Here is a 24551-nt window from a genome sequence, read left to right on the forward strand (position 1 = left end):
AAACTAACGGCTGGCCGGTTTAAAGCCAGCCATTAGTTTCGGCTACACGCGCAGCCTCAGTGCGGTTACGCGAATTGGTTTTACCGATCGCGCTGGAGAGGTAGTTGCGCACAGTGCCTTCACTTAAATGCAGTTGCTTAGCAATCTCGCTAACTCCCGAGCCGGTTAAGGCCTCACGTAAAGTTTCCTGCTCGCGCTCAGTTAACGGGTTAGGCCCTAAAAACACTGATTCTTGCGCGAGGGATGGGTCAATTACTCGCAAACCTGCATGAACTTTACGTACCGCGTCAGCTAGCTGCTGAGGGGGAGTGTCTTTAACAATGAAACCACTGGCCCCAGCTTCCATAGCGCGCGAAAGGTAACCGGGGCGCCCAAAAGTAGTCACAATCAGGCAGCGGCAATTTAGATGAGCATCGCGGATGGCACCAGCGGCACTGAGCCCATCGCCGTCGGGCATATCAATATCAAGTAGCGCCACATCAGCGCCGCTAGCACGCACCGCCTCCACCACCTGGCGACCAGTACCCACCTGCGCCACCACCTCAATGTCAGGTTCCAACCCCAGCAAAGTGGCTAAAGCTCCACGCACTAAAGCCTGGTCATCAGCTAAAAGCACGTTAATGGTCATGGCAGTTCAATCTCCAAACTAGTGCCGCCAGTGGCGGGGACGATAACAGTGAATTTACCGCCCTCAGCTTCGATCCGCGAGCGCAGCCCGCTTAGCCCGTTACCGAACTGTGCGCCGCTAAAGCCTACGCCGTCGTCGCTGATAGAAAGGTAACCTTCACGCAAAACGAGCTTTACCTGCTTGGCCTGGGCGTGACGCAAAATATTTGTGGTGGCTTCACGCAGTGCCCAAGCCAGGATCTCACGCTGAGGTTCAGGCACCTGCTCCACCTGGCCCTCAACCGTGAATTCAATTTCAGCGGCTTTAAACGCGGTCACGCTGGTGGCCAACTGGCTGGCCAGATCCGGGGTGCGCAGGCGGGTGACGGTGGCGCGCACATCAGCTAAGGCGGTGCGTGATAGTTCAATGATTTCATCTAGTTCTTTGGCGGCGGCCTCAGGTTTAACCTCCACCAGGCGCCTGGCCACCTCGGCTTTAAGGGTTAGCACAGTTAAAGAGTGACCTAGCAGGTCGTGCACGTCGCGGCTGATGGCTTCACGCTGCAGTAGGGCGGCTTCACGGCGGTTGCGTTCATTATCGAGATATTGCCGTTCAGTCAAAACCCTAATTAGCATCACAAAGAAAGCTGACAGGGTGCTGCCCCAAATATTGCCGCTGCTTAGCAAGGCCTTATCCCAGAAGCCAGCGCCCAGGCAGACGGCCGCGCATTCAAGCACAGCTACGGTTAAACCAAAACGTAGGGGAGTGGTGAAGATGGTGGCAGAAACTACAAAGGGTAGGAAGAATGCCGCCATCCAGTTCATCGCTGGCACCGCCAAAGCCACCCAGGGCAAAAGCATGAGCGTTACTTTGGCTAGTGCCTGCCAGCGGTTTTCGGAGCTGCCAATTTGCCTGCCGGTCTTAAAGCGGGTTAGTTCAATGTAGAAGCCACAAAAAGCTAGGGTGGCAAAAGTGGCTAGTAGTTTTAACGCCAGCGAGCCGCTCTGACGCCAGAGCATTGATACTGGTTGCAGCAAGATCACTAGCCAAACAATGGCATACCAGTTAAGTCTGCGGCCTCGAGCGGCTGGCTTGCGGTTAAACATGACTACCTTTCACTTACGGCTGGTAGAGCGGTTGCGACCAAAGTAGCAAAGCACCGCGAAGATAAGCGTCCAGGCCACTACGTTAACAATCTGCATCCACAGCTGCTCGTGGTGGATACCGGAGGTGGTAATTACATAGCTGCCCTGAATGGGGTAGCGCACCAGGTTGGCCACACCATAGACGGGGGTGAAGCGGGCTACCTTCATTAAGCCATCAGACAGGGGCAGGAACAGACCGCCCATAAAAGCCAGTAGTGATAACACTGCGCCAGAAATGCTTGCAGAGTTGCGTGCCCCCAGCCAGGTTGCAGACATAATGCCGTAGAGGGTGAAGGGAATGCCGCCCAGGCAGCACAGGGCAAAAGCGGCCGCCCAGCGTTCAGGGGTGTCAATTACGGCGGTGGTCAGTGCCCCGGCGGTGAAGATAACGGCCACGGGCACCACCGAAATAACTGCGGTAACCAGTAGTTTGGTGAATAGGTAGCTGCTCAGGCCCCCACGGGTTAGGGCCACTTGGCGTCCCCAACCGTTTGATAGTTCCACGCTGATCTCGCTGGCGCTGGAAGTGGCGCAGGTAATCGCGGAGTAAACCGACATGGAAGCCATAATCCAGGCCGCCACATTGCCGTGCCCGGCCCTTGCCTCAGACCATGACTGGGCGGCGCCGAAGAAGATGTACATACCTAGGGGTAAAAACAGCGTGAAGAAGTAGAAACTGGTGTCAGTTAGACGCTGTTTAGCAACTAAAGCAATGTAACGGGGGTTAATCATTTCAAGCTCCTATAAAAATTCAAAAAGATTTAGAAAGATTTAGGCGATCAGGGCAGTAAATACGTCGTCAAGGGTGGAGGCGCTGATACGCAGGTCCTTGGCGCCGCGCTGATCCAGTAGGGTGCGGGCAACGCTGTCGGAGGCCTTGGTGTGCACGTTTAGCACTGCGCCGGTCAGCTCCAGGGCGGAAATTGCCTCGCTGTAGCTGCTCAGGGCCTGCTTGGCCTGCTCTAATGTGCCCGGCCAGGTAATGGTGACCACGTTATCGCTGGCCATGGCCTGCAGGTCAGCTAGTGAACCGTCGGCCACGATCTTGCCGTGGTTCATGATGATGATGCGGTCTGCGAAGTCTGCGGCTTCTTGCAGGAAGTGGGTGGCGAAAATCAGGGTGCGGCCGGTGCTGGTTTGGGCGCGCATGGTGTCCCAAAAGTCTTTACGCGACAGCGGGTCCATACCGGTGGTGGGCTCATCTAAAATCAGCAGCTGCGGCGCTGCCACTAGGGCAATAGCTAGCTTCACGCGCTGGCGCTCACCGCCCGAGAGCTTAACTACCTTGCGTTTGCGCAGCTCGGTTAGGTTTACGCGGTCCATGACCTGCATGACTTCGCGGCGTCCTAGGTGGTTAAGGGCCGCGATCATTTCAATGTTGCTTTGTACGTCAACGTCACCTAGCAGAGCGCTGGTTTGTAGCACGGCACTGATTTTTGCGTTTTTGGCGGCGTCCTTCACGCCGGTGCCCAGTACCTTGATGGTGCCGCTGGTGGGCTGGTTTAGCCCCAGCACCATGTCCAGCAGGGTGGTTTTGCCGGCGCCGTTTTCTCCCAGCAGGGCCACTACCTGGCCGGTGGGGATTTCTAGGCTTACGCCGTCAACCGCGTGTACGTTGCCAAAGTATTTAGTTACCTGCTTTACCTCAAGGGCGTGCGTGGCGCTGGTGTTAGCGCCCTGATCTGCGTAAGTGCTCATGTATCCATAATGTCCGCCGAGGGTGGGGGCTACTAAGGTGCCTTGTCACCGGCTTGGGCTGACATTTGTCATGGGGGTCGGCTTGCGGGTTTTGCTGCTTTTTTGGCGACGACGACGGCGCCTGGTTGCGTTAAAAGCGGCTGCTAGGTAGGGGCGCAACCACCGATCCAAGTGGCGCTTGGCAGATAGCGGGGCGGCGTCGTCGTCGCGGGCTGGGGCGCGCCACTGCCTAAAGGGCTGTGCGGTAAATCGCAGCGGGCTGGTGGCGCAGGTTAATTGGCTTAAATACGGGTTTCTGGCAAAATAACCAGTTGTACTCGACCGTACACGACCCCTCTCTCGGGTGCGGTCGCGTCCAGGTGTGTGCCTGAAACCGTTGCTTAACCCCACCGGGGAAGGGCATAGACCAAATCTACTTTGAACTGGAGTTCATAACTGTGGCAGTAAAGATCCGCCTAAAGCGCATGGGTAAGAAGTTCGCGCCGTTCTACCGCGTGGTTGTCCTAGACAGCCGCAAGCGTCGCGACGGTCGTGTTATCGAGGAGATCGGTATCTACGACCCCATGCAGGAGCCTTCACTGATTAAGATCGACGGCGAGCGCGCTAAGTACTGGCTAGGTGTTGGTGCCCAGCCTTCTAACACCGTGCACAACCTGCTTAAGATCACCGGTGACTGGCAGGCCTTCAAGGGCCTAAAGGGTGCCGAGGGTAGCCTGAAGGTCAAGGAAGTTAACGCCGACGCCGCTGCTCAGGCAGTTGCTGAGGTTGCTGACCGCGCCGAGAAGCTCAAGGCTGAGGCTTCGGCCAAGGCTGCCGAGCAGAAGGCTGCTGAAGAGTCCGAACAGGCCTCTGAGGAGGCCTGAGATGCTAGCTGATGCCCTAGAACACCTGGTTCGCGGCATTGTCGATAACCCTGACGATGTCACCGTCAATTCCCGTTCGCTGCGTCGCGGCGAGCTGCTGGAAGTGCGTGTGAACCCCGAGGATCTGGGGCGAGTCATTGGCCGTTCAGGTCGCACCGCCCGTGCTTTGCGCACGGTGGTATCGGCCCTGGCCAATGGTCCGGTTCGTGTGGACGTAGTTGACACTGACCGCCGCTAACTAGGCATTAGCACCTAACCCGGCTACCTTAAGTTAAGGAGCCGGGTTTTGTGTATGTAGCAATTCCCAATTCTTTTAAGGAAAAACGTGGAGCTTAACGTAGCAGTTATCGGACCGGCACATGCCCTTAAGGGCGAGGTGCGTCTAGAGATCCGCACCTCTGACCCCCAGGGGCGCCTCGCGGTAGGTAACGCCCTACCCACCCGTCCGGCGGCCAACGGCCCCCTAACCGTGGAGCGTCTACGCTACGACGGGCGCTACTATTTCGCTAAATTCGCTGAGGTTAACGACCGCACCCGCGCTGAGCAGCTACGCGGCACCATGCTGGTGGTGGAAACCGACGATGATGAAGAAAGCGACGAAGAAGGCTGGTACGCCCACGAGCTGATCGGTCTGGAGGCTCAAACTGAGCCCGGCGAGGTGCTTGGTGAAGTAGTGGATTTGATTCCCGGTATTGCCCAAGACCGCCTGGTGGTGCTCACCGAGGATGACCAGCGCATTGAGGTTCCCTTTGTGGAAGCGATTGTCACCGAAATTGATGTTGAGGCGCAGGTGGTTGTAATCAACCCGCCCGGTGGCCTGTTCCCGGGCCTGGGCCAGGCGGAGGACGCACGCTGATGCGTATTGATGTAGTCACCATTTTTCCCGACTACCTGCGGGCGCTGGATTTATCCCTAATTGGTAAAGCTATCGACGCCGGAAAGCTCCAGTTGGGCATCCATGACCTGCGTGATTGGACCCAGGACCGCCACAATACGGTTGATGACACGCCTGCCGGAGGCGGCGCCGGTATGGTGATGCGCCCTGACGTGTGGGGTAAAGCTTTAGATCAGGTACTGGCCTTGCCGCTAACGGCCGCGCCAGTCGCTGAGCCCACGTACCTTGCGGATGCACAAAGCGTGCCTGCTGCGCCCGCGCCAGATCCTCTAGCAGCGCCGTCGCCCCTGGCTGCAGCGGCTGAAACCACTGAGCCGGGTAAGACCGCCCCCCATGGCGCTCAAGAGCCCTTGCACCGCCGCGTGCTGGTTATTCCCACCCCCTCAGGCCAGGTCTTTACTCAGCGTGTGGCGGAAGAATTAGCCGACGCCGACCAGCTAGTTTTCGCCTGCGGGCGCTATGAAGGCATCGATGCGCGCGTAGCCGAGCATTACCAAAGCGCCGGCTACCAAGTGCGTGAACTATCCATTGGCGACTACGTACTAAACGGTGGGGAAGTAGCCACCCTAGTTATGGTTGAAGCCATTGCCCGCCTAATTCCCGGCGTTATCGGTAACCCCACCTCACTGGTAGAAGAATCCCATGCAGCCAGTGGCCTGCTGGAATACCCGGTCTATACTCGCCCAGTCAGTTGGCGGGGGTTAGAGCTAGACCCAGACCTACTAGGCGGCAACCACAAACTCATTGCCCGGCGTCGTCGAGACCAGGCCCTTACCCGCACCGCAACCAGGCGCCCAGACATGATTGCGCGCCTAAACCCCGCCACCCTGGACCGCGCCGACCGCGCCCTGCTAGCCCAGCTGGGATGGGCGGCGCTAGACGGCGAGCACTTTGAGCGCATTAAGCTACGCCCGGCGCGCGCCGAAGAAATCGAAGCCCTAGTGCAGCTAGGTCGGGCCACTTTCCCTGACGCCTGCCCCGCCTTCCTTAGCGACGACGACGTGCAAGCCTTCATGGATGCCACCTTCACCCCTGAGCAGGTGGCTAGCTGGGTAAATAGCGACGACGCCGCCCTGATTGTGGCCGAGCGCGTAGCTAGCGGGCAGCTGTTGGGATACATGCTAGTAGAACGCGACCTACCCGACGGGGCCAATGAGCTAGTAACAGATCCGCGCCCACGCTGCCTAGAAAGTTACAGCCAAGCCGAACTGGGCTACGTGTGCAAACTGTATCTACTGCCCAGCGTGCGTGGAGGCGGAATCGCCGGCGCCCTTATGGACCAGGCCAAAAAAGCCGCCGCCGCATGGGGCGTTAAAACCATGTGGCTGGCCACGCATGAAACCAACCGCCGCGCCCAAAAACTCTATAAACGCTGCGGCTTTAAAAACGCCGGCAAACGCAGCTTTAAAGTGGGCAGCGCTACCTGTAAAGACGTAGTTATGGTGGCCAGCTTGTAGTAACCTTAAGGGGTTGTCTGCCTAGAACTTATCCTGCCGCTGGGGGTTTGGTTCATAGTGGGTATAGACAATGTCCGTAACGCACCCATGCAGGTGCCGTGACAAACGTTCTTGACCAGCGGCATGGACGTTGGAGTAAATAGATGACCAACCTCATCGATCAGATTAACGCCGCCTCGCTGCGCGAAGACATTCCGGCTTTCCGCGCCGGTGACACCGTTAAGGTGCACGTGAAGGTTATCGAAGGTAACCGCTCTCGTGTGCAGGTTTTCCAGGGCGTAGTAATCGCCCGTAACGGTGGCTCCACCCTGGGCGCCACCTACACCGTGCGCAAGATTTCCTTCGGTGTTGGCGTTGAGCGTACTTTCCCGCTACACACCCCCACCGTTGAGAAGGTAGAGGTAGTCACCCGCGGTGACGTACGTCGCGCCAAGCTGTACTACGTACGTAAGCTGCGTGGTAAGGCTGCCAAGATTCGCGAGCGTCGTGAGGCCTAAAGCTTAATCGCTCTTGAGGTAGCGCTTGGAACACACTAGTTCCAGGCGCTGCCTTGTTTTTAAGCTAAGTGCCGTATCCTTAGGGTGCTTGGCTAGCCCAAGGTTTAAGCTCCCACTACGAGCTTTAAGGAAGGTAAGGGTCTTGGCTAATTCTGAAACTGATTTTGACCGTGATGTGATGGACTCGCCGCAGTCTGAAACTGTTGCACCAAAACGACACTCAGATAAAGCTCCCCGGCAGGGATTTATCAGGCGCAATATCAGCAGCGTGATAGTCATGGTGGTGATCATCGCCGTGGTGGCGCTGATCAAGACCTTTATCGTGCAAAACTTCTCTATCCCCTCAGCCTCCATGGAGCGCACTTTGATGACGGGAGACCGCATCATTGTTAGCGTCTGGGACCGTGAAGATGTAAAGCGCGGGGACGTGGTGGTTTTTGAAGACCCCGACAATTGGCTGCCTCAGCTGCAGCGCAGCGGCGTTAAAGGCGCAGCCGTAACCGCCCTGGAATATGTGCACCTGCTGCCAAAAAATTCCGGCAAGCACCTAATTAAGCGCATTATTGGTGTGCCCGGAGACCACATTGTGGCTGATGGCTCCGGCCCCATGACTATTAACGGGGTTAAGGTTAACGAAACCTACCTGGCTAAAGGCGTGCACTCTTCAGATATGGCTTTTGATATCACCGTGCCGGCCGGTTACGTGTGGGTTATGGGCGATAACCGCAACAACTCTGCTGACTCACGTATGCACCAAAGCGACGCTCATCACGGCCTGGTGCCGATTAAAAACATTGTGGGCAAAACCCGTATGGTGGTTTGGCCGCTAAGCCACTGGAGCTCAGTTGACTCTAAGGGTGTCTTTAACACTGTACCCAGCGCTAAATCCACCCCCACCAGCCTGCCTAACTCCACATTGAACCCGATTTCTACCAACCGCGTCCCTAAAGACCCAGCCCCGTACACTCCCAGCCCCACTGACATTGAGTCAACTGAGCCTGACCAGGGTCACCAAGGCGAGAGCAGTGATGGTAGCCAGGGCAGCGACAGCAGTGGGTCTGACTCCAGTCAGAGCGAAGAAGACAGCGGCCAGTGAGCCAGGTACCTACCCGCGTACTTGAAAAATCCCTGCTAGCCACCTGCCCACTGGTGGCCGGCATGGATGAGGTGGGGCGTGGAGCTTTAGCCGGCCCAGCCACTGTGGGGGTAGCCCTGGTTGATAACTCAACCAGCGATGCTTTCCCCAGCGGCCTAAAAGACTCTAAACTGCTTAGCCCCACCCGCCGCCAAAACCTGGTGGAGCCGGTTAAACAGTGGGTGGTTGACAGCCAAGTAGCCCACGCCAGCCCCAGTGAGGTTGACCGTTTTGGGATTGTGGGGGCGCTGCGCCTGGCTGGTTTTCGGGCCCTAGCCCAGCTAGCCAAGCGGGGCCACCACCCAGACGCCATTATTTTAGATGGCCGCGATAACTGGCTTAGTAGCGCTGACTTATTTCTTTCTTTGGCTGACGCTGAAATGGCAGATTTAATGGCAATTTCAGGTGAGCTGGCGCCGGTAACAATGCAAGTTAAAGCTGACGCTAACTGTGCGGTGGTGGCTGCGGCGTCGGTGCTAGCCAAGGTGGAGCGTGACAGCTTAATGGCCGCCCTGCCAGACCCCGGCTACGGCTGGGCCTCCAATAAAGGCTACGCGGCACCGGCCCACCGTGAAGCTATCGCCACTTTGGGCGCTAGCGAGCACCATCGCCGTAGCTGGCACCTGCCCGGACTTGACCAATATCGCCAGCGCCTCGCCACGGGCGAAAACTAAGCGAAAACTGTTAATTCAAGGCATTATGTAAAGGTGAGTGCCTACGATATCGAAGCCTACGAAAACGAGCAGCAGTTAGAGCTCTACCACGAATACCGTGATGTGGTGGGCCTGTTTAATTTCGTAGTGGAAACTGAGCGGCGTTTTTATCTGGCTAATTACGCAGATGTCCAGATGCATCAAAGCGCCGCCGGCGACATCTATTTTGAGGTAGTCATGGATGACGTGTGGGTGTGGGATATTTACCGCCCTTCACGTTTTGTTAAGCGGGTGCGGGTAGTTACCTTCAAGGATGTAAACGTTGAAGAGCTAAACAAACCCGAAATTGAAATGCCGCCCAGCCAGGTTTAAACCCCAGCCTGGCTTTGACAGGGCACGTTAAATCTCAGAGAGGAGAGCAGCGCATGCGCCTGCGTAAGACCCTGCCTGCCGATATTGAACAAATCATTGACTCAGGTGACGTTGAGGCGCTGGCGCGGGCAGTGCAGCGCTGCGAGATTGGGGCCTACCTGCGTAGTAGCGCTTTTGAGCTGCGGCTGATGCACTTTCCGGCCTCTAAGCAGATCACTGATTTTCTGTTAGAGCGCGGCGAGGATATCAACTCACGTGACCACTATGAGCGCACGCCTATCCATTCGCGCGTATGGTATTCACGCCTTGACCAGATCCCTTACCTGATTGAACGCGGCGGCGATATCAACGCCCGCGACAGCTCAGATCAAACCCCGCTGTTTGGGGTGGTTGAATACAAGCGGGCTAGCGACGTGGAAAAAATGATTGCCTGGGGAGCCGATCCGCGCGTGGTTGCTGATTCACAGGTTTACGGTAAAGCCACACTCACCGGCTATACGCTGCGCCATCGCTCATTTGTAGACTCTACGCGAGCGCTGGAAGTTATGCAGCTGCTGCTTTCTCATGGTGCGCCGGTAGATGAGCGCATATCTGTGGCGCTAGAGGAGATGGACCGGCAGCGCTGCACATTTATCAGCCACGGCCATGAGCATATTTCGCCAGCCGAGTTTGCAGCCATCTCAGATGCGTTTGCGCAGCTGTGCGCACTTTTTGGGGTGCAGATGCAGCAAGCTAGCCGGGCCCCTAAACCGGGTGAGCAGCTGACGCTGGATGCAAACAAGGATGTGTTTGAACAGTTTGATCAGCTGTGGCAACTGCTGGTGCCCAGCAGTGGTCAATGCGAGACAGTTCAAGGAGAAGTTATCCGCATTGCCGGCAAGGTGGGCTACGAAATCTACAACAATGGCGGCGTCAACTGGGGGCGCAGCTTCACGGCCCTACTTAGGCAGTACCTGACCATTGTGGCATCTGGCCAAGCCCTGGCCCCTGCTGATTTAGCCCGCGCCAAGGGGGCGGTTGCCTCCCTAAAGGCACGCAGCATGGATAACGACGACGCCAAAGAGATCACGCAGCTGGCAGTGCAGTGGGTGCGGCTAAACCCGCTTCTAAAAGCCTTAGACCTACCCGACGTGGGACGCTAAGAGGTAGACAAAGCATTAGAAAGCACCTAGGCCCCTAGCAGGCGTCAGCCTGCCTGAAGCTTGCCAATTTTTGCACAGGTGGAAAACTTTTTAGCCCCCTAGCACCTAGGCCACAGGCCTTAAACGCCAGGCTTGTACCTGCCTTCATCATGGAGGCAGGAGGTGGTCGAGGTGGCCGCAAAACAAAGCCCGCAAGATTTAGGTAAACGCGGTGAAGCCATAGCCAGCCGCTACCTGGCTGATCAGGGCTGGATTGAACTTGAACATAACTGGCGTCCCCACGCCCAAGGCCTACGCGGCGAGATTGACCTGGTAGCAATCGAGCCGCGCGGGGCGGCTAGTGCGTCCCTGGTGTTTGTGGAGGTTAAAACCCGCAGCTCCACCCGCTACGGCTGGCCCGCTGAGGCAGTCACCCACGCCAAGCTACACCAACTGCGCCTGTTGGTAGCCGCCTGGTTTAGAGAACATCCCGGCTCCTGGCCCCCACCTAGGGTGGATGTAATCTCCCTGCTAATTGGCGACGTCGCCCAACTACGCCACCACCGGGCGGTAGAGCAATGAGCAGCGCCACCACCCTAGCCGTAGCCCTAAACGGCCTGGCCGGCTCCATCATTGAGGTAGAAGCCCACTGCGCCAACGGATTGCCAGCGTTCGTGCTGGTGGGGCTAGCCGACACAGCCATCAAAGAAGCCCGCGAGCGGGTGCGGGCCGCCATTAACGCCGTCGGCATTAGTTGGGCTGAGCGGCGCGTAACCGTAAACCTTTCCCCAGCGGACATCCCTAAAACCGGCACCGGCTTTGACCTGGCACTGGCTGTGGCCCTGCTAAGCGCCGGCGGCTACATAAACCCCGCTCTTGCGCGCGGCGTAGTGCATATCGGAGAGCTGAGCCTGGACGGCTTTTTACGGCCCGTGCGCGGGGTACTGCCGGCAGTTAACGCGGCAGTTGCCGCCGGCTACAACACGGTGATCGTACCCACCCAATGCGCTGATGAGGCGCGGCTAGTGCCCGCCGCCCAGGTGATTGGGGCCAGTAATTTAGCCCAGGTGCTGCGCTACTACGGCAACCACCAGGTGGCCCTGCCTCGGGGGCGCAAAGTTAACCAAGTTAGCCCAGCCCCATCTGCGCAAAGTGAGGCCAGCCAAGCCAGTGAGCTGGATTTAAGTCAGGTAGTGGGCCAAAGCGAAGCCCGCTATGCGCTGGAAGTAGCCGCCGCCGGCGGGCATCACCTGCTGATGATAGGCCCGCCCGGGGCCGGTAAAACCATGCTGGCCCAGCGCCTGCCAGGAATTTTGCCGGATCTAAACGACGCCGACGCGGTCACCGTCACCTCCGTGCACTCCTTGGCGGGCACACTGGAAGCCAAAAAAGGCCTGCTACGCCGGCCCCCGCTACGCAGTCCACACCATAGCGCCACCCGCGCAGCCATTGTGGGGGGAGGCTCAGGGCTGGCCCGGCCAGGGGATATTTCACTAGCCCACTGCGGGGTGCTGCTACTAGATGAGGCCCCAGAATTTGCCCCCTCAGTGCTGGACTGTCTGCGCCAGCCGCTAGAGTCGGGCACCATCACAATTGATCGCGCTCGCGGGCGGGCCACCTATCCGGCTAAATTTCAGCTGGTGCTGGCCGCTAACCCGTGTCCTTGCGGTAAAGCCAGCGCTAAAGGGGATAAATGCACCTGCTCTTCGCTGCGCAGACGCAACTATTTACAGCGTTTATCTGGCCCGCTGCTAGACCGCATCGACATCCAAATTGAGGTTATGGCCCTTAGTAGCTCAGCCCTGCGCGGCCTGGGCCAGGGCGAGTCCAGTAGCCAGGTGGCCGCGCGGGTGGCCCGCGCCAGGGCCCACGCCCGCCGTCGCCTAGCTGATACGCCTTGGAGCCTGAACAGTCAGGTTCCTGGCTACTGGCTGCGCGGGCCGCAAGCCGATCTAGATGCGCAGGTTTTGGGACTGTTAGAGCTGGCTATGCGGGCGGGGCTGTCACTGCGGGCAATTGACCGGGTGCTGCGTGTGGCCTGGAGTATCGCTGATCTGCAAGGCCATGAGCGTTTAACAAAAACCGATGTGGCTAGCGCTATTAGCCTGCGCAGTAAGGGGATTTGTGATGGTTAAGCTGCCTTTTGATACCGCTGATCCGCACTTGGCGTGGGCGGCCTGGTCTCGCCTGGTGGAGCCCACCGACAATGCAGCCATCGAGCTGGTGCGGGCGTTGGGGCCAAGCGCGGCCCTTGACTGGGTTTGTGAGCCTAGCGGCGCGGCCCTGGTTGGTTTAGACGCGAAAACCATCCAGGGGATTTATAAGGGCGCTAAACGTTGGCAGGGGCGCCTAGATAAGCTCGATATTCGCCGTGAACTGCACGCCATTAAAGCTTTAGGGGGCTGGATCATTACTCCCAGTGACGCTAATTGGCCCAGCTGCCTTGCTGATTTGGCTTGGCCGCCGTTTTGCCTGTGGGGGAGGGGGAACCCAGACCAGTTACAGCAGTTGAGCCTAGCTTTGGTGGGCTCGCGCGCCTGCACTAACTACGGCCAGTGGGTGGCCAGCGAGTTAGCTGGTGGTTTGGGCTCTAAAGGGGTGAGCATCATTTCTGGGGGTGCCTATGGGGTCGACGCCGCCGCTCACCGCGCCGCCCTGGCTACGGGCACGCTGTGTGTGTGCGCTGGGGGAGTGGACTATCTTTACCCTTCAGGTAATGAGCAGCTGCTGCGCCAAATTTGCACCCAGGGGGCGCTGATCAGTGAAGTGCCGCCCGGCTGCGCGCCAGCTAGGCACCGGTTTTTAACCAGAAACCGGCTGATTGCGGCGTTAAGCTCGGCCACAGTGGTGGTGGAAGCCAACTGGCGTTCAGGGGCCATATCTACCGCCAACCACGCCCTAGAGTTGGGGCGCCCGCTGGGGGCTGTGCCCGGGCAGGTAACCAGTTTTAGTTCAGCAGGCTGTCACCGTCTGATCCGCCAAGGGGCAGTGTGTATAACCGACGCCGATGAAGCCTATGAGCTAATCACTCCGCTGGGACAGTTTTTCCCTGAAGTGGCTAAACAAGAAAAAGCCCGTATTGAACAGCCAGGCCTGTTAGATGGTTTAGATCCGCTCGCCTCCCGCGTCTATGACAGCCTGCCGCGCCGAGCCTGCGCCAGTGTGGACTCGCTAGTGCAGGTAAGTGGGCTAGATGCCGCCGCTGTGTTGGCGGCTTTAGGGCAGCTGCAATTAGCTGGCAAGGTAAAAGCTTTAGGCGGCGCGTATAAACGGGCTTAAACATAGGCCCTGGCTATGCTGATAGCCATGAAATCGGTTGCGATCACGTGCGGGCAGTTAATTGACGCCTTTTGTTGCTGGCTGGAGTTAGCTAAAGGCCGCTCTGAACACACTGTGCGTGCCTATCGTGGCGATTTAGAGACGCTGGTGGATTTTCTAGACATGCAGCCAGATACGCCGGCAACTGCGTTAGCTAAAAGCCTAGATTTGAACGATTTACGTGCCTGGCTGGCCCACATGCTGGCAAATGGCTGTTCACGTGCCACGGTGGCACGCCGGGCCGTGGCCGTGCGTACCTTCTCCACCTGGGCTTACCAGCAAGGCTACCTGCCCCATGATGTGGCTTCACGCCTGCGCAGCCCCAAAATCGACAACCGTCTACCCGCCGTGCTCAGTGTGGAACAAGCCAAGCACCTGGTTGAAGACATTGAGGGCGAAAGCATCACCGATATTCGTGACAAAGCTATTTTGGAGCTGCTTTACGCCACCGCCGTGCGTGTATCTGAACTAGTGGGTTTAGATCTGCGTGATCTAGACCGTGAACAGCGCACTATCAAGGTGCTCGGTAAAGGCAATAAAGAACGGGTAGTGCCCTACGGGCTGCCGGCAGCTAGGGCCCTAGAAAACTGGTTTAACCAGCGTTGGCAGCTAGCTAACGACTACTCGGGTCAAGCCCTGTTTTTGGGGGTGCGCGGCGGGCGCATAGGGGAGCGGGCAGTGCGCCAAATTGTGCACCGCAACTCCGCCCGTATCGGCACTGAGCTGGGCCCTCACGGTCTGCGCCACAGCGCCGCCACACACCTGCTTGAAGGTGGCTCAGATCTGCGCACGGTGCAAGAACTGCTAGGCCACTCCTCACTGGCCACCACCCAGCGCTATACGCATGTGACCAGTGAGCGTCTGCGCGCCATCTATGCTCAAGCCCATCCACGCGCCTAAAACTGGCTGCCTGGCCAGCCAACGCCTGCGTTGGCGGTCCAGCGCCGTGCTTTAGCATCCAAACTGCCTGCGTTGGCGGCCATGCGGGCTGTCTCACTGCTTCGGGGGCATCGCTGCCCAAGCGGGGTGCTTCGCTGACCAAGCTGGCTGGAGCGACGTCGTCGCCAATGCCGCCAGCAGCAACCTCACCCACGCGGGCAAGTGGCTTTAAAACTATGCGTGGCCGGCGCAACAAAGACAGCGGATCAATATAACGATCGCGCCCAAAACGCGCCCCCCAATGCAGCGCGTCGCGACCATCGCTGCGGTGACCTGCCTGCAAAACCCCAATCACCTGCCCAGCCCTAACGCTCTGACCAGCCTTAACTATGCCCACCACCGGCTCATAAGTAGTGCGCAAACCCGGTGGGTAACTATGCTCTATGGAAACCACCGGCTTAGTAGCCACCACGCCACTAAAAGCCACCACCCCCTCATAGCTAGCCATTACCGGGCTACCAGCAGCCAAAGCCAAATCCACACCGCGATGACCCGCCAGCCAACGCTGGGCTGGGGGAGAAAAACGCTCTAAAACCGCCACCGGCCCCCCGGTAGGCCACTGATGACGGCGCGCCCCGGATGCATAAACGCCACTAAATGAGCTTGCCACCAGGGCAAATAGGCTAATGCAAACAACTAAACAAGAAGTAATAAAACGGTTACGCACCTAAACAATAATTGTGGTTAGCAGCCAATAAGGGTAAGGAGGCTGTGGAAAATACCGAAATACGGACCCATATATTCAACCTGTGACGAAAATGGTATAAAAAGCCCACACCAAAAGTGCATATACAACATCGCAAACGGAAAGATTTTCAGGTGACAACCCCCGCAAAAGCACCCCGTGGCAACCTAAAAAACAGCCACCTGTCCATGATGGCTCTGGGCAGCGCAATCGGTGCCGGTTTCTTCCTAGGCACCGGAGTTGCCATCTCCCAGGCAGGACCAGCGGTACTCATTTCCTATGCGCTCGCGGCCCTAATCGCCATTTCTGTAATGTATTGCCTAGCTGAACTAGCCTCAGCGCTACCCTCATCAGGCTCCTTTTCCACCTACGCCCAAGCCGGTATTGGCCGCTGGGCCGGATTTACTGTGGGGTGGATGTACTGGTTCATGCTAATCATGGTGCTCGGACTAGAAATTACCGGTGCCGCAACCATATTCATTGGCTGGTTTCCACAGGTGCCCCAATGGGTAATTGCCTTAGCCATTGTGGTGGTGCTCGGTGGTATAAACCTACGCACCGCCGGCGAATTTGGAACCATCGAAGCCTGGCTAGCCGGTATTAAAGTCGCCGCCATTGCCGTATTCCTACTTGTAGGTCTAGGCCTAGTATTCAACATCATCCCTGGACGCACCCTGTCCCTAAGCCACAACCTCCTAGGTGAAGGCGGCTTCGCTCCCGCCGGCGTAGGTGGCATCGTACTAGGCCTACTGGCAGTAGTGACCTCCTTCGGCGGCATCGAAATCGTCACCATCGCCGCCGCTGAAGCAGAAGATGCCAAAGCCGCTATGGGCGCCGCCATCCGCCAAGTCGTGTGGCGCATCATGGTGTTCTACATCGGCACCGTCACCCTGCTAGTACTGCTGCTGCCCTGGAACTCAGCCGAGATGAAAAACAACCCACTAGCGGCAGTGCTAAACATGGCTGGCGTGCCCGCCGTCGGCCTAATCATGGAGATAATCGTATTCATTGCCCTGATCTCCTCCTTCTCAGCCAACGTTTACGCCTCCTCACGCCTGGCCTACTCACTAAGCGCCCGCAATATGGGCTCAACCTGGCTACTGGGCAAAAAAGCCGGTGCCCAAAGCGACCAAAGTGAACAAAACCCCCAAAATGAGCCGGTAAACCAAGACACCTCCGCCATCCTCACCCAAGAAGAAGAACTCACCGGCGACATGACCTACGGGCGCACCCCCAGGCGCGCAGTATGGATCTCCATCCTGCTGTCCCTAGTGTCAGTGGCCCTCAACTGGTACGTGCCAGATCAGCTGCTAGGCATTTTGCTAAACGCTATCGGCCTGATCTTGCTGGTGGCCTGGTTGTTCATCGTAATCTCGCAAATCCGCCTCCACCACAAACTCGAAAAGCTCGGCATTATTGCTATCCGCACCCCGCTATGGCCCTGGCTGTCCTGGGCAGCGCTCGCAGGTGTGGTAGCGGTGTTTGGGCTGCTAGCCACCACAGCAAGTGGTCGCGGTAATCTAGTGGTTATCGCCACTATGACGCTTATTGCAGTAATTACCTTCAAAATCCGTGAACGAGTTGTGGGCAAAGTGTGATAACCTCGCGCGTGCAGCTGTGTCACCACAGTTGACTTCGCGTGCCCGCCCCGTCCTTTCGGGCGTGTAGCTTCGGTCTATTAGCTGCTACATGCAGTGGGCACCAGGGTAGGCCTCTGATCAGCTTAAATGCTGACCAAACCTACATAAACCAAAACTCTCGGCCCTGCCAACCGGGCAAGGCCACCGGATAACCGTATGCTTGGCAACCTCCAGGCACACAAAGTGAAAGGACCATCATGGCCGTTGTAACCATGCGCCAGCTACTAGAGAGCGGTGTCCACTTCGGACACCAGACTCGTCGCTGGAACCCCAAGATGAAGCGCTTTATCCTCACCGAGCGCAACGGCATCTACATCATCGACCTGCGTCAGAGCGTTGAGGAAATCAACCGCGCCTACGACTTCGTTAAGGAGACTGTGGCTCGCGGTGGCAACATCCTGTTCGTTGGTACCAAGAAGCAGGCCCAGGAAGCCGTAGCCGAGCAGGCTCAGCGCGTGGGCATGCCCTACGTCAACCAGCGTTGGCTCGGCGGTATGCTGACCAACTTCTCCACCGTGCACGCCCGCCTAGAGCGTCTGCGCGAGCTAGAGCAGATTGACTTCGACGACGTGGCCGCCTCTGGCCGCACCAAGAAGGAACTGCTGATGATGCGTCGCGAGAAGGACAAGCTCGCCCGCACCCTGGGTGGTATCCGTGACATGGCCAAGCTGCCTGCCGCCGTGTGGATCGTTGACACCAAGAAGGAGCACCTGGCTGTAGCCGAGGCTAACAAGCTCAACATCCCGATCGTGGCCATCTTGGACACCAACTGCGACCCCGACGAGGTTACCTACGGCATCCCCGGCAACGACGACGCCATCCGCGCCGTCACCCTGCTCACCCGCGTTATCGCTGACGCTGTGGCAGACGGTTTGCTGACCCGTTCCGGTGGCAAGGCCAAGGCCGGCGACAACGCTGAGCCCATGCCCGAGTGGGAAGCCGAGCTGCTAGCCGGCGAGACCACCACCGAGGAAGACGCAGCCCCCGAGGCTGAGCAGGCCTGAGAATTTTTAACGACGGCGTGCCCGGGTTTGCCCGGGGGCGCCGTCACCTTGAAACTTTAGGAGCAGTTAAATGGCTAACTACAGCCTAAACGACATTAAGGCCCTGCGTGAGGCCACTGGCGCGGGCATGATGGACGTTAAGAAGGCCCTGGAAGAGGCCAACGGCGACCGCGAGAAGGCCGTCGAGATCATCCGCGTTAAGGGTCTAAAGGGTATCGCCAAGCGTGAAGGCCGCAGCGCCAGCGCTGGTCTGGTCGTCGCCAAGGTAATCGACTCGGCCGAAGGCCAGGTTGGTGTCCTGGTGGAGATCAACTCTGAGACCGACTTCGTAGCCAAGAACGAGAAGTTCATCGACTTCGCCAACACCGTTCTAGCTGCCGCCATTGAGTCCGGCGCCACCAGCGCCGAGGAGCTAGCCAAGGTAGAGGTCGAGGGCCAGAGCGTCCAGGCCCTGACCGACGGCATGCAGGCCGTCATCGGCGAGAAGATCGTCGTGCGTCGCCTAGCCCGCCTAAGCGGCGAGGTTGTCTCCCTATACCTGCACCGCACCAACCCTGACCTACCGGCTCAGGTGGGCGTGCTGGTAAGCACCGACAAGGCTGCTGAAGAGGTTGCCCACGACGTGGCCATGCACATCGCTGCTTACTCTCCCAAGTACCTCGACCGCACCCAGGTGCCCGCTGAGGACGTGGAGAAGGAGCGCGCCATCGTCGAGGAGACCACCCGCGCCGAAGGCAAGCCCGAGAAGGCTCTGCCCAAGATCGTTGAGGGCCGCATGAACGCCTTCTACAAGGAGAACTGCCTCGTAGACCAGGCTTACGCCAAGGACCCCAAGACCACCGTCGGCAAGGTTGTTGCCGCTACCGGTGGTAAGATCAACGGCTTCGCCCGTTTCCGCGTAGGCGCCTGATCTAAACCATAGTTTTGTGGGGACTCGCAGCAGCGCTGCGAGTCCCCACAGCTTTTAAGGTCGTTAGCCAAGCTAAAGCGCGATAGACTTTGCTAGGCCCCCAGTTATGTGGGCTTGCAATTAAGTCAACAACTTACAGGAGCATGCATGAGCGCGAGCGACTCAGGGCACCTTGGCCACCAGCGCCGAGTGCTGTTAAAGGTTTCCGGTGAAGTGTTTGGCGGAGGCTCCATCGGTTTAGACCCGGATGTCGTCTCAGATGCTGCTAGGCAGATTGCTGCGGCAGTGCGCCAAGGCGTGCAGGTAGCCATTGTGGTGGGCGGAGGTAACTTCTTCCGTGGCGCCCAGCTATCACAGCGTGGTATTGACCGCGCCCGCGCCGACTACATGGGAATGCTGGGCACAGTGATGAACGCACTGGCTCTACAGGACTTCATTGAGCAGGCAGGCGTACCTGCCCGCGTCCAGAGCGCTATTTCTATGCGTCAGGTAGCCGAGTCTTACATTCCGCTACGCGCCATTCGTCACATGGAAAAAGGTCGTGTGGTTATTTTCGGGGCCGGCGCTGGTCTGCCCTACTTCTCCACCGACACCGTTTCTGCCCAGCGCGCCCTAGAAACCCACTGTGACGAGCTGCTGGTGGGTAAGAACGGCGTCGACGGTATCTACACCGCAGACCCGCGCAAGGACGCAAACGCCCGCAAGCTAGACTCGCTCACCTACGACCGAGCCCTAGCTGACGGCCTGAAGGTGCTTGACGCTGCCGCATTCTCACTGTGCCGTGAAAACGCCCTACCCATGCGCGTGTTCGGCATGGAAGGCGCAGGTAACATTACCGCCGCCCTAGTTGGCCAAAAGATCGGAACACTTGTCACTAACGACGAAGGAGCCCTCAAGTGATTGAAGAAACCCTGCTAGAAGCCGAAGAAAAGATGGAAAAGGCCCTAGTGGCCGCTAAGAACGAATTAGCTTCCATCCGCACCGGCCGCGCTAACCCGGCCCTGTTCACCTCCCTGAGCGTGGAGTACTACGGCGCCCCCACCCCGCTGCAGCAGCTAGCTTCAGTGACCGTGCCCGAGGCCCGCACCGTGCTAATCACCCCCTTTGACCGCACCGCCACCAAGGACATTGTCACCGCCGTGCGTGAGTCTGACCTGGGCGTTAACCCCACCGACGACGGTAACGTCATCCGCGTTAACCTACCGGCCCTAACCGAAGAGCGCCGTAAGGAATACGTAAAGCTAGCCCGTTCGCGCGCCGAGGAGTCTCGCGTGCAGCTGCGCAACGTGCGTCGTAAGACCAAGGATGTGCTAGATAAGATCAAGAAGGACGGCGAAGCTGGCGAGGATGAGGTCGAGCGCGCAGAAAAGGAGCTTGACGCTCTAACCAAGCGCTACGTCGAGCAGGTCGACAAGGCCCTGACCGCCAAGGAATCCGAGCTATTGGAAGTCTGACATGACTGGGCCGGCTCGCTTGGGTCGGCCCAAATTCATGTCTCGTAAAGAAGTGAGCCCATGACCACAAATACCGCAGTTTCGGCGCCGCCTGCTAAACGCAGCCTGTTTGTGCGCTTGTTCTACCCCGGTCCTACCCAGAACCGGGTGGTTGAAGGCCCTGCCCGTAAGGGTGGACGTAATGTGCCCGCAGCGGTGGGCGTGGCCGTGCTACTGATTGGGCTGGTTGCGCTCAGCTTGATCTTCAATAAGGTTTACTTCGCGCTTTTGGTGGCGGTAGCTATCTGCGTGGCCCTGTGGGAGCTGGCCGGGGCTTTCGCTAGGCGCGCGGTAGGTTTGCCGCTGCTACCCCTATGGGTGGGTACTTTTGGTTCGGTTGCCTGTGCCTATGTGATTGGCCCGGAGGGGCTGCTGGCAGCCGTATTTGCCACTTCTGGGGCCTGCCTGGTGTGGAGTTTTACCACCCAGGCCCAGTATGACTATGGCACCGCCCTGGAGATTGCTCACCCGGAAGATCCGCGTACCTACGCCCACGACGTGGTGCGCCGCTCACGTACCCTGGAGGCGGCGGCAGCTATTTTCTCTGTCTGCTACCTGCCTTTCCTAGCTGGGTTTGCGGTTATGCTGCTGGCCCAGCATCAGGGCGTAGGCAAGATTGTGGCGCTAATTGCGCTACCTGCTCTCAGCGACACCGGCGGTTGGCTGGCGGGGATTACTTTCGGTAAGCACCCTATGGCCCCCAAGATTTCGCCTAAGAAAACTTGGGAGGGTTTCGTTGGCTCGGTAATTGCCACCACCATTGGCACCGGCGTTGTACTGTGGCTGCTTGGCGGTACGCTGTGGGCGACTCCACTACTAGCTTTAGCGGTGGTTATTAGTGCCACCTTGGGTGACCTTGGTGAGTCGCTGATTAAGCGCGATTTGGGCCTAAAGGACATGTCTAACCTACTGCCGGGACACGGTGGGTTACTTGACCGTATCGACTCGATCCTCACTACCGCCCCCGTGCTCTATATTGCTTCAGTGCTAGCTTTATAGTGGTAGCTTGCGTTGGCACTAGTTGTTAACGACGCCGCCGCCCACTAATCCCTACTGTCCAAGCCCCAAGGATTTTAATGGCTGACTCCCGCCCCGTATCAATTGCCGCCCCCCGCCGTCGGGGGCGTCAGGTGCTGCCCACGGACCAGCCACCGGAGGGCGCTACTAGCCCTGATGCCAAGCCGCGTCTATCTTTCGCGGTGCCGGTAGCTAAGGGTAAAGCCCCGCGTCACTTGGCTGACTTGGATCTGGCTGGACGTAAGCAGGCCCTGAAAGAGGCGGGGCTGCCGGCTTTTCGCGCCGACCAGCTTTCGCGCCACTATTTCACGCATTTCACCCGTAACCCGGCTGATATGACTGACCTGCCGGCCTCCCAGCGCACCGCGCTATGTGATGAGCTACTGCCGGATCTGCTCAGCCAGGTACGAGCCTTGAAAGCTGACCAGGGTAAAACCATTAAGTACCTGTGGGAGCTGTTTGATGGGGTGCGGGTAGAGAGCGTGTTGATGCGCTACAAGGACCGCACCACGCTGTGTGTCTCTAGTGAGGCCGGCTGCGGTATGGCCTGCCCATTTTGTGCCACCGGGCAGATGGGCCTGACCCGTAACCTGTCTACCGCCGAAATCATTGAGCAGGTGCGTCAAGCCGCAGCGGCTTCACGTGACGGTGAGCTAGCTGGGGGACCGGCCCGGCTTAGCAATATTGTGTTTATGGGTATGGGTGAACCCATGGTCAACTACAAAAATCTGATTCCGGCCCTGCACCGGCTCACCCAGAGCGCCCCTGAGGGTTTTGGTATTAGCGCCCGCAACATCACGGTTTCTACCGTGGGTTTGGTGCCGCTAATTAAAAAGTTGGCAACCGAGGGTATGCCGGTTACGCTGGCGGTTTCTTTGCACGCTCCCGACGACGAGCTGCGCGATGACCTGATCCCGGTTAACTCCCGCTGGAAGGTAGGGCAGCTACTTGACGCCGCCCACGAATACTTCGAGGCCACCGGCCGGCGTGTATCGATTGAATATGCCCTGATTGAGGACATGAACGATCACGCTTGGCGCGCCCAGCTGCTAGCTGACGAGCTCAACAAACGCGGTCACGGCTGGGCTCACGTTAACCCCATCCCGCTTAACCCCACCCCGGGCTCAATTTGGACTTGTTCACGCCCCCAGGTGCAGCAAGAGTTTGTAAACACCCTGCGTAGGGCTGGTATTACTACAACTGTGCGAGATACTCGCGGTTCTGATATTGATGGTGCGTGTGGCCAGCTGGCCGCCGAAGTGCTGCAGCAAGAAAGGCGCTTGAGTTAAAGCATGAGCGACTTATTCGAGACCGTAGCCTGGAACCAGAAGGGCTACCGTAAAAGCGAAGTTGACGAGTTTTTCAACCGGGCCCACGATCTTTATGAGGCTGGCGACACCACTAGCCTGACCCCCACCCAGGTGCGCATCAACTGTTTTGATGTGGCCCGTGGCGGCTATGACATTCACGCGGTAGATGCGGCTATGGACCGCCTTGAAGTGGCTTTGATGCGTAAAATGCGTGAATCATTTGTGGCCCGTAGGGGCCGCCAGGCCTGGATGGATGAGGCAGCCAATCTAGCTACCACGCTTTATCCGCGTTTGCTACGCCCGGAAGGTAAGCGTTTCGCGCCGGCTAAGCGCGGCTATTCGATTGCTGAAGTGGACCGCTTTATGGACCGTTTAGCAGCATTTTTTGACAAGGGTGACCCGCTTAAATCTACGCAGCTGCGTAAACTTACTTTCTCTGCGGCCAAAGCAGATAAAGCCTATGACGAGGCCAGTGTGGACGCATTTATTGAGCGAGCCATCGAAGTATTGATGCGCGTGGAATAAACACTAGGGAGTGTCGTGAGTTTTCCAAACCAACTAATCATTTTGGGCTCTACTGGGTCAATTGGGACCCAGGCCCTGGATGTAGTGCGTGAGCTTAAAGCTAGCGGCCAAAGTGATATCCAGGTACTTGGCTTGGCAGCAGGCGGCTCACAGTTAGAGCTGCTAGCCAAGCAGGTGGCAGAGTTTAGCCCGCGCGCAGTGGCGGTGACTAATCCTAACGCCGCTACGCAGCTACCGGATTTACTTAAGCACTATGGTGCCGGTGAGCAGCCGCTACAGATTCTTAGTGGCCCTGACGCGGCCGCCGAGCTGGTGCGTAGCCTAGCTATGGGGCAAGACGGCACAGTACTTAACGGCATTACTGGTTCGGTCGGTTTAGCTGCCACTTTAGCTACTTTGGCCGACGGCGCCCGCCTGGCACTGGCTAATAAGGAATCTTTAGTGGTGGGTGGGGCCCTGGTAAAGCAGGCCCTAGCCTACCCGGGCCAGGTGGTGCCGGTTGACTCTGAGCACAGCGCCATCGCCCAGGCCCTGCTAAGTGGCCGCCACGAGAAGGGCCTAACCAGCCCGGTAGTTAGCGGTTACAGCGAGGTCTCACGTCTGATCCTGACCGCCTCCGGGGGACCGTTTAGGGGTAAGAAACGTGAGCAGCTTAGCCAGGTAACTGCCGCCCAGGCTTTAGCTCACCCCACCTGGTCAATGGGGCCGGTAGTTACGGTTAACTCCTCCACGCTAGTAAATAAGGGCCTGGAGCTAATTGAGGCCCACCTTTTGTTTGATGTGGACGCCAGCGACATTGACGTGGTGGTGCACCCTCAGTCAATCGTGCACTCTATGGTGGAATTCGTCGACGGCGCCACTATCGCTCAGGCCAGCCCGCCCGACATGCGTTTGCCTATCGCCCTGGGCATGACTTGGCCCCACCGCCCCCGCCTGGTAGGTAAGCTAACTAAACCCACCGACTTCACCAAGGTAAGCAGCTGGGATTTTGAGCCGGTAGATAACCAAACCTTCCCGGCCCTACAGCTAGCTCGTCACGCCGTCAGCGCCTCACCTACCCACCCGGCAGTATTTAATGCCGCCAATGAGCAGGCCGTAGACGCTTTCCTGAAAGGCGCCCTGAACTGGGTGGATATCGTAGATATCGACATTGCGGTAGTAAACGAACATGAAGGGGTTAGCACCCCCAGCTTGGATGATGTATTGGCGGTGGACCGCTGGGCGCGTGCACGCGCAGATGAACTGATCGCGGCGAAAGGCTGAACAC

General features: G+C 58.2%; 26 protein-coding genes and 1 pseudogene. 22 read left to right on the forward strand and 5 right to left on the reverse strand.

The features are described from left to right. Positions 1–19: 19 nt before the first annotated feature. From HMPREF0045_RS01005 to HMPREF0045_RS01020, 4 genes are all read right to left on the reverse strand, one after another. The gene (locus HMPREF0045_RS01005; protein ID WP_005984654.1) at positions 20–628 is read right to left on the reverse strand and encodes a response regulator transcription factor; all 609 of its coding nucleotides are present in this window, start codon (positions 626–628) and stop codon (positions 20–22) included. After that, the gene (locus tag HMPREF0045_RS01010; RefSeq protein ID WP_155813061.1) at positions 625–1626 is read right to left on the reverse strand and encodes a sensor histidine kinase; all 1002 of its coding nucleotides are present in this window, start codon (positions 1624–1626) and stop codon (positions 625–627) included. Before HMPREF0045_RS01010 ends, HMPREF0045_RS01005 begins: the two co-directional genes overlap by 4 nt. 96 nt (positions 1627–1722) lie before the next feature. Beyond that, on the reverse strand, positions 1723–2484 hold the full coding sequence (locus HMPREF0045_RS01015; RefSeq protein WP_005984658.1) for an ABC-2 transporter permease: 762 nt from the start codon (positions 2482–2484) through the stop codon (positions 1723–1725). 39 nt (positions 2485–2523) lie between these two features. Beyond that, the gene (locus HMPREF0045_RS01020) at positions 2524–3450 is read right to left on the reverse strand and encodes an ABC transporter ATP-binding protein (protein WP_005984660.1); all 927 of its coding nucleotides are present in this window, start codon (positions 3448–3450) and stop codon (positions 2524–2526) included. Between the two features lie 437 nt (positions 3451–3887). On the opposite strand from HMPREF0045_RS01020, the gene rpsP reads away from it, so the two are divergent. From rpsP to HMPREF0045_RS01085, 13 genes are all read left to right on the forward strand, one after another. Next, positions 3888–4313, forward strand: coding sequence for a 30S ribosomal protein S16 (gene rpsP / locus HMPREF0045_RS01025; RefSeq protein WP_005984662.1), 426 nt, complete (start codon positions 3888–3890; stop codon positions 4311–4313). A 1-nt stretch (position 4314) separates the two neighbouring features. Beyond that, complete coding sequence (locus HMPREF0045_RS01030) at positions 4315–4551, forward strand: RNA-binding protein (protein WP_005984664.1); 237 nt, start codon at positions 4315–4317, stop codon at positions 4549–4551. An 87-nt stretch (positions 4552–4638) separates the two neighbouring features. Beyond that, positions 4639–5169: a ribosome maturation factor RimM gene (gene rimM, locus HMPREF0045_RS01035; RefSeq protein WP_005984666.1), complete on the forward strand. Its 531-nt coding sequence runs from the start codon at positions 4639–4641 to the stop codon at positions 5167–5169. Further along, on the forward strand, positions 5169–6665 hold the full coding sequence (gene trmD, locus HMPREF0045_RS01040; RefSeq protein ID WP_005984669.1) for a tRNA (guanosine(37)-N1)-methyltransferase TrmD: 1497 nt from the start codon (positions 5169–5171) through the stop codon (positions 6663–6665). The genes rimM and trmD overlap by 1 nt, the downstream gene beginning before the upstream one ends. A 143-nt stretch (positions 6666–6808) precedes the next feature. Further along, a complete protein-coding gene (rplS, locus tag HMPREF0045_RS01045; RefSeq protein ID WP_005984671.1) occupies positions 6809–7162 on the forward strand; it encodes a 50S ribosomal protein L19 in 354 nt (117 codons plus the stop codon). Between the two features lie 142 nt (positions 7163–7304). Continuing rightward, entirely contained in the window at positions 7305–8258 is a 954-nt protein-coding gene (gene lepB / locus HMPREF0045_RS01050) for a signal peptidase I (RefSeq protein WP_005984673.1), read from the forward strand. Next, positions 8255–8971, forward strand: a complete 717-nt coding sequence (locus HMPREF0045_RS01055) for a ribonuclease HII (RefSeq protein ID WP_005984675.1) — start codon at positions 8255–8257, stop codon at positions 8969–8971. The genes lepB and HMPREF0045_RS01055 overlap by 4 nt, the downstream gene beginning before the upstream one ends. 33 nt (positions 8972–9004) lie before the next feature. After that, positions 9005–9322, forward strand: coding sequence for a DUF2469 domain-containing protein (locus HMPREF0045_RS01060; RefSeq protein ID WP_005984677.1), 318 nt, complete (start codon positions 9005–9007; stop codon positions 9320–9322). A gap of 53 nt (positions 9323–9375) precedes the next feature. Then, complete coding sequence (locus HMPREF0045_RS01065) at positions 9376–10464, forward strand: ankyrin repeat domain-containing protein (protein ID WP_005984679.1); 1089 nt, start codon at positions 9376–9378, stop codon at positions 10462–10464. A 171-nt stretch (positions 10465–10635) separates the two neighbouring features. Beyond that, a complete protein-coding gene (locus HMPREF0045_RS01070; RefSeq protein WP_005984681.1) occupies positions 10636–11025 on the forward strand; it encodes a YraN family protein in 390 nt (129 codons plus the stop codon). Next, positions 11022–12578 carry a YifB family Mg chelatase-like AAA ATPase gene (locus HMPREF0045_RS01075; RefSeq protein ID WP_005984683.1) on the forward strand — a complete coding sequence of 519 codons (1557 nt, stop codon included), beginning with the start codon at positions 11022–11024 and terminating at the stop codon, positions 12576–12578. The genes HMPREF0045_RS01070 and HMPREF0045_RS01075 overlap by 4 nt, the downstream gene beginning before the upstream one ends. After that, positions 12571–13722 (forward strand): DNA-processing protein DprA, encoded by a 1152-nt coding sequence (gene dprA / locus HMPREF0045_RS01080; RefSeq protein ID WP_005984685.1) that lies wholly within the window; start codon positions 12571–12573, stop codon positions 13720–13722. Before HMPREF0045_RS01075 ends, dprA begins: the two co-directional genes overlap by 8 nt. 27 nt (positions 13723–13749) lie before the next feature. Beyond that, positions 13750–14661, forward strand: coding sequence for a tyrosine recombinase XerC (locus HMPREF0045_RS01085; RefSeq protein WP_040315849.1), 912 nt, complete (start codon positions 13750–13752; stop codon positions 14659–14661). 253 nt (positions 14662–14914) lie between these two features. On the opposite strand, the pseudogene HMPREF0045_RS11200 reads toward HMPREF0045_RS01085, so the two are convergent. Beyond that, positions 14915–15367: pseudogene (locus HMPREF0045_RS11200) on the reverse strand (M23 family metallopeptidase); the annotation flags it as partial. Between the two features lie 206 nt (positions 15368–15573). Here HMPREF0045_RS11200 and HMPREF0045_RS01090 point away from each other — a divergent pair. The 9 genes from HMPREF0045_RS01090 to dxr all read left to right on the forward strand — a co-directional run bounded on the left by HMPREF0045_RS01090 (position 15574) and on the right by dxr (position 24547). Next, a complete protein-coding gene (locus HMPREF0045_RS01090; RefSeq protein ID WP_040315850.1) occupies positions 15574–16983 on the forward strand; it encodes an amino acid permease in 1410 nt (469 codons plus the stop codon). A 239-nt stretch (positions 16984–17222) separates the two neighbouring features. Next, the gene (rpsB, locus tag HMPREF0045_RS01095; protein WP_005984691.1) at positions 17223–18029 is read left to right on the forward strand and encodes a 30S ribosomal protein S2; all 807 of its coding nucleotides are present in this window, start codon (positions 17223–17225) and stop codon (positions 18027–18029) included. 70 nt (positions 18030–18099) lie between these two features. After that, the gene (gene tsf / locus HMPREF0045_RS01100) at positions 18100–18939 is read left to right on the forward strand and encodes a translation elongation factor Ts (RefSeq protein WP_005984693.1); all 840 of its coding nucleotides are present in this window, start codon (positions 18100–18102) and stop codon (positions 18937–18939) included. 147 nt (positions 18940–19086) lie between these two features. Continuing rightward, complete coding sequence (gene pyrH, locus HMPREF0045_RS01105) at positions 19087–19839, forward strand: UMP kinase (protein ID WP_005984695.1); 753 nt, start codon at positions 19087–19089, stop codon at positions 19837–19839. Then, positions 19836–20393 carry a ribosome recycling factor gene (frr, locus tag HMPREF0045_RS01110; RefSeq protein WP_005984697.1) on the forward strand — a complete coding sequence of 186 codons (558 nt, stop codon included), beginning with the start codon at positions 19836–19838 and terminating at the stop codon, positions 20391–20393. The genes pyrH and frr overlap by 4 nt, the downstream gene beginning before the upstream one ends. A gap of 60 nt (positions 20394–20453) precedes the next feature. Then, positions 20454–21431: a phosphatidate cytidylyltransferase gene (locus HMPREF0045_RS01115; RefSeq protein WP_005984699.1), complete on the forward strand. Its 978-nt coding sequence runs from the start codon at positions 20454–20456 to the stop codon at positions 21429–21431. A gap of 77 nt (positions 21432–21508) precedes the next feature. Further along, entirely contained in the window at positions 21509–22738 is a 1230-nt protein-coding gene (gene rlmN, locus HMPREF0045_RS01120) for a dual-specificity RNA methyltransferase RlmN (RefSeq protein ID WP_005984701.1), read from the forward strand. A gap of 3 nt (positions 22739–22741) precedes the next feature. After that, complete coding sequence (locus HMPREF0045_RS01125) at positions 22742–23284, forward strand: DivIVA domain-containing protein (RefSeq protein ID WP_005984703.1); 543 nt, start codon at positions 22742–22744, stop codon at positions 23282–23284. Positions 23285–23299: 15 nt separating this feature from the next. Beyond that, positions 23300–24547 (forward strand): 1-deoxy-D-xylulose-5-phosphate reductoisomerase, encoded by a 1248-nt coding sequence (gene dxr / locus HMPREF0045_RS01130; protein WP_005984704.1) that lies wholly within the window; start codon positions 23300–23302, stop codon positions 24545–24547. Positions 24548–24551 lie beyond the last annotated feature (4 nt).

This window comes from Actinomyces graevenitzii C83 (genome assembly GCF_000239695.1).
Taxonomy (GTDB): Bacteria; Actinomycetota; Actinomycetes; order Actinomycetales; family Actinomycetaceae; genus Actinomyces; species Actinomyces graevenitzii.

Excerpts from the sequence above, each read along its gene's own strand:
- dprA (WP_005984685.1), top strand. The coding sequence starts at position 12,571 with ATGGTTAAGCTGCCTTTTGATACCGCTGATCCGCACTTGGCGTGGGCG.
- HMPREF0045_RS01065 (WP_005984679.1), top strand. The coding sequence starts at position 9,376 with ATGCGCCTGCGTAAGACCCTGCCTGCCGATATTGAACAAATCATTGAC.
- HMPREF0045_RS01010 (WP_155813061.1), bottom strand. The coding sequence starts at position 1,626 with ATGCTCTGGCGTCAGAGCGGCTCGCTGGCGTTAAAACTACTAGCCACT.
- HMPREF0045_RS01030 (WP_005984664.1), top strand. The coding sequence starts at position 4,315 with ATGCTAGCTGATGCCCTAGAACACCTGGTTCGCGGCATTGTCGATAAC.
- trmD (WP_005984669.1), top strand. The coding sequence starts at position 5,169 with ATGCGTATTGATGTAGTCACCATTTTTCCCGACTACCTGCGGGCGCTG.
- HMPREF0045_RS01085 (WP_040315849.1), top strand. The coding sequence starts at position 13,750 with ATGAAATCGGTTGCGATCACGTGCGGGCAGTTAATTGACGCCTTTTGT.
- rlmN (WP_005984701.1), top strand. The coding sequence starts at position 21,509 with ATGGCTGACTCCCGCCCCGTATCAATTGCCGCCCCCCGCCGTCGGGGG.
- HMPREF0045_RS01015 (WP_005984658.1), bottom strand. The coding sequence starts at position 2,484 with ATGATTAACCCCCGTTACATTGCTTTAGTTGCTAAACAGCGTCTAACT.
- HMPREF0045_RS01020 (WP_005984660.1), bottom strand. The coding sequence starts at position 3,450 with ATGAGCACTTACGCAGATCAGGGCGCTAACACCAGCGCCACGCACGCC.
- HMPREF0045_RS01115 (WP_005984699.1), top strand. The coding sequence starts at position 20,454 with ATGACCACAAATACCGCAGTTTCGGCGCCGCCTGCTAAACGCAGCCTG.
- pyrH (WP_005984695.1), top strand. The coding sequence starts at position 19,087 with ATGAGCGCGAGCGACTCAGGGCACCTTGGCCACCAGCGCCGAGTGCTG.
- HMPREF0045_RS01125 (WP_005984703.1), top strand. The coding sequence starts at position 22,742 with ATGAGCGACTTATTCGAGACCGTAGCCTGGAACCAGAAGGGCTACCGT.
- HMPREF0045_RS01090 (WP_040315850.1), top strand. The coding sequence starts at position 15,574 with ATGATGGCTCTGGGCAGCGCAATCGGTGCCGGTTTCTTCCTAGGCACC.
- HMPREF0045_RS01075 (WP_005984683.1), top strand. The coding sequence starts at position 11,022 with ATGAGCAGCGCCACCACCCTAGCCGTAGCCCTAAACGGCCTGGCCGGC.
- tsf (WP_005984693.1), top strand. The coding sequence starts at position 18,100 with ATGGCTAACTACAGCCTAAACGACATTAAGGCCCTGCGTGAGGCCACT.
- rplS (WP_005984671.1), top strand. The coding sequence starts at position 6,809 with ATGACCAACCTCATCGATCAGATTAACGCCGCCTCGCTGCGCGAAGAC.
- rpsB (WP_005984691.1), top strand. The coding sequence starts at position 17,223 with ATGGCCGTTGTAACCATGCGCCAGCTACTAGAGAGCGGTGTCCACTTC.
- HMPREF0045_RS01005 (WP_005984654.1), bottom strand. The coding sequence starts at position 628 with ATGACCATTAACGTGCTTTTAGCTGATGACCAGGCTTTAGTGCGTGGA.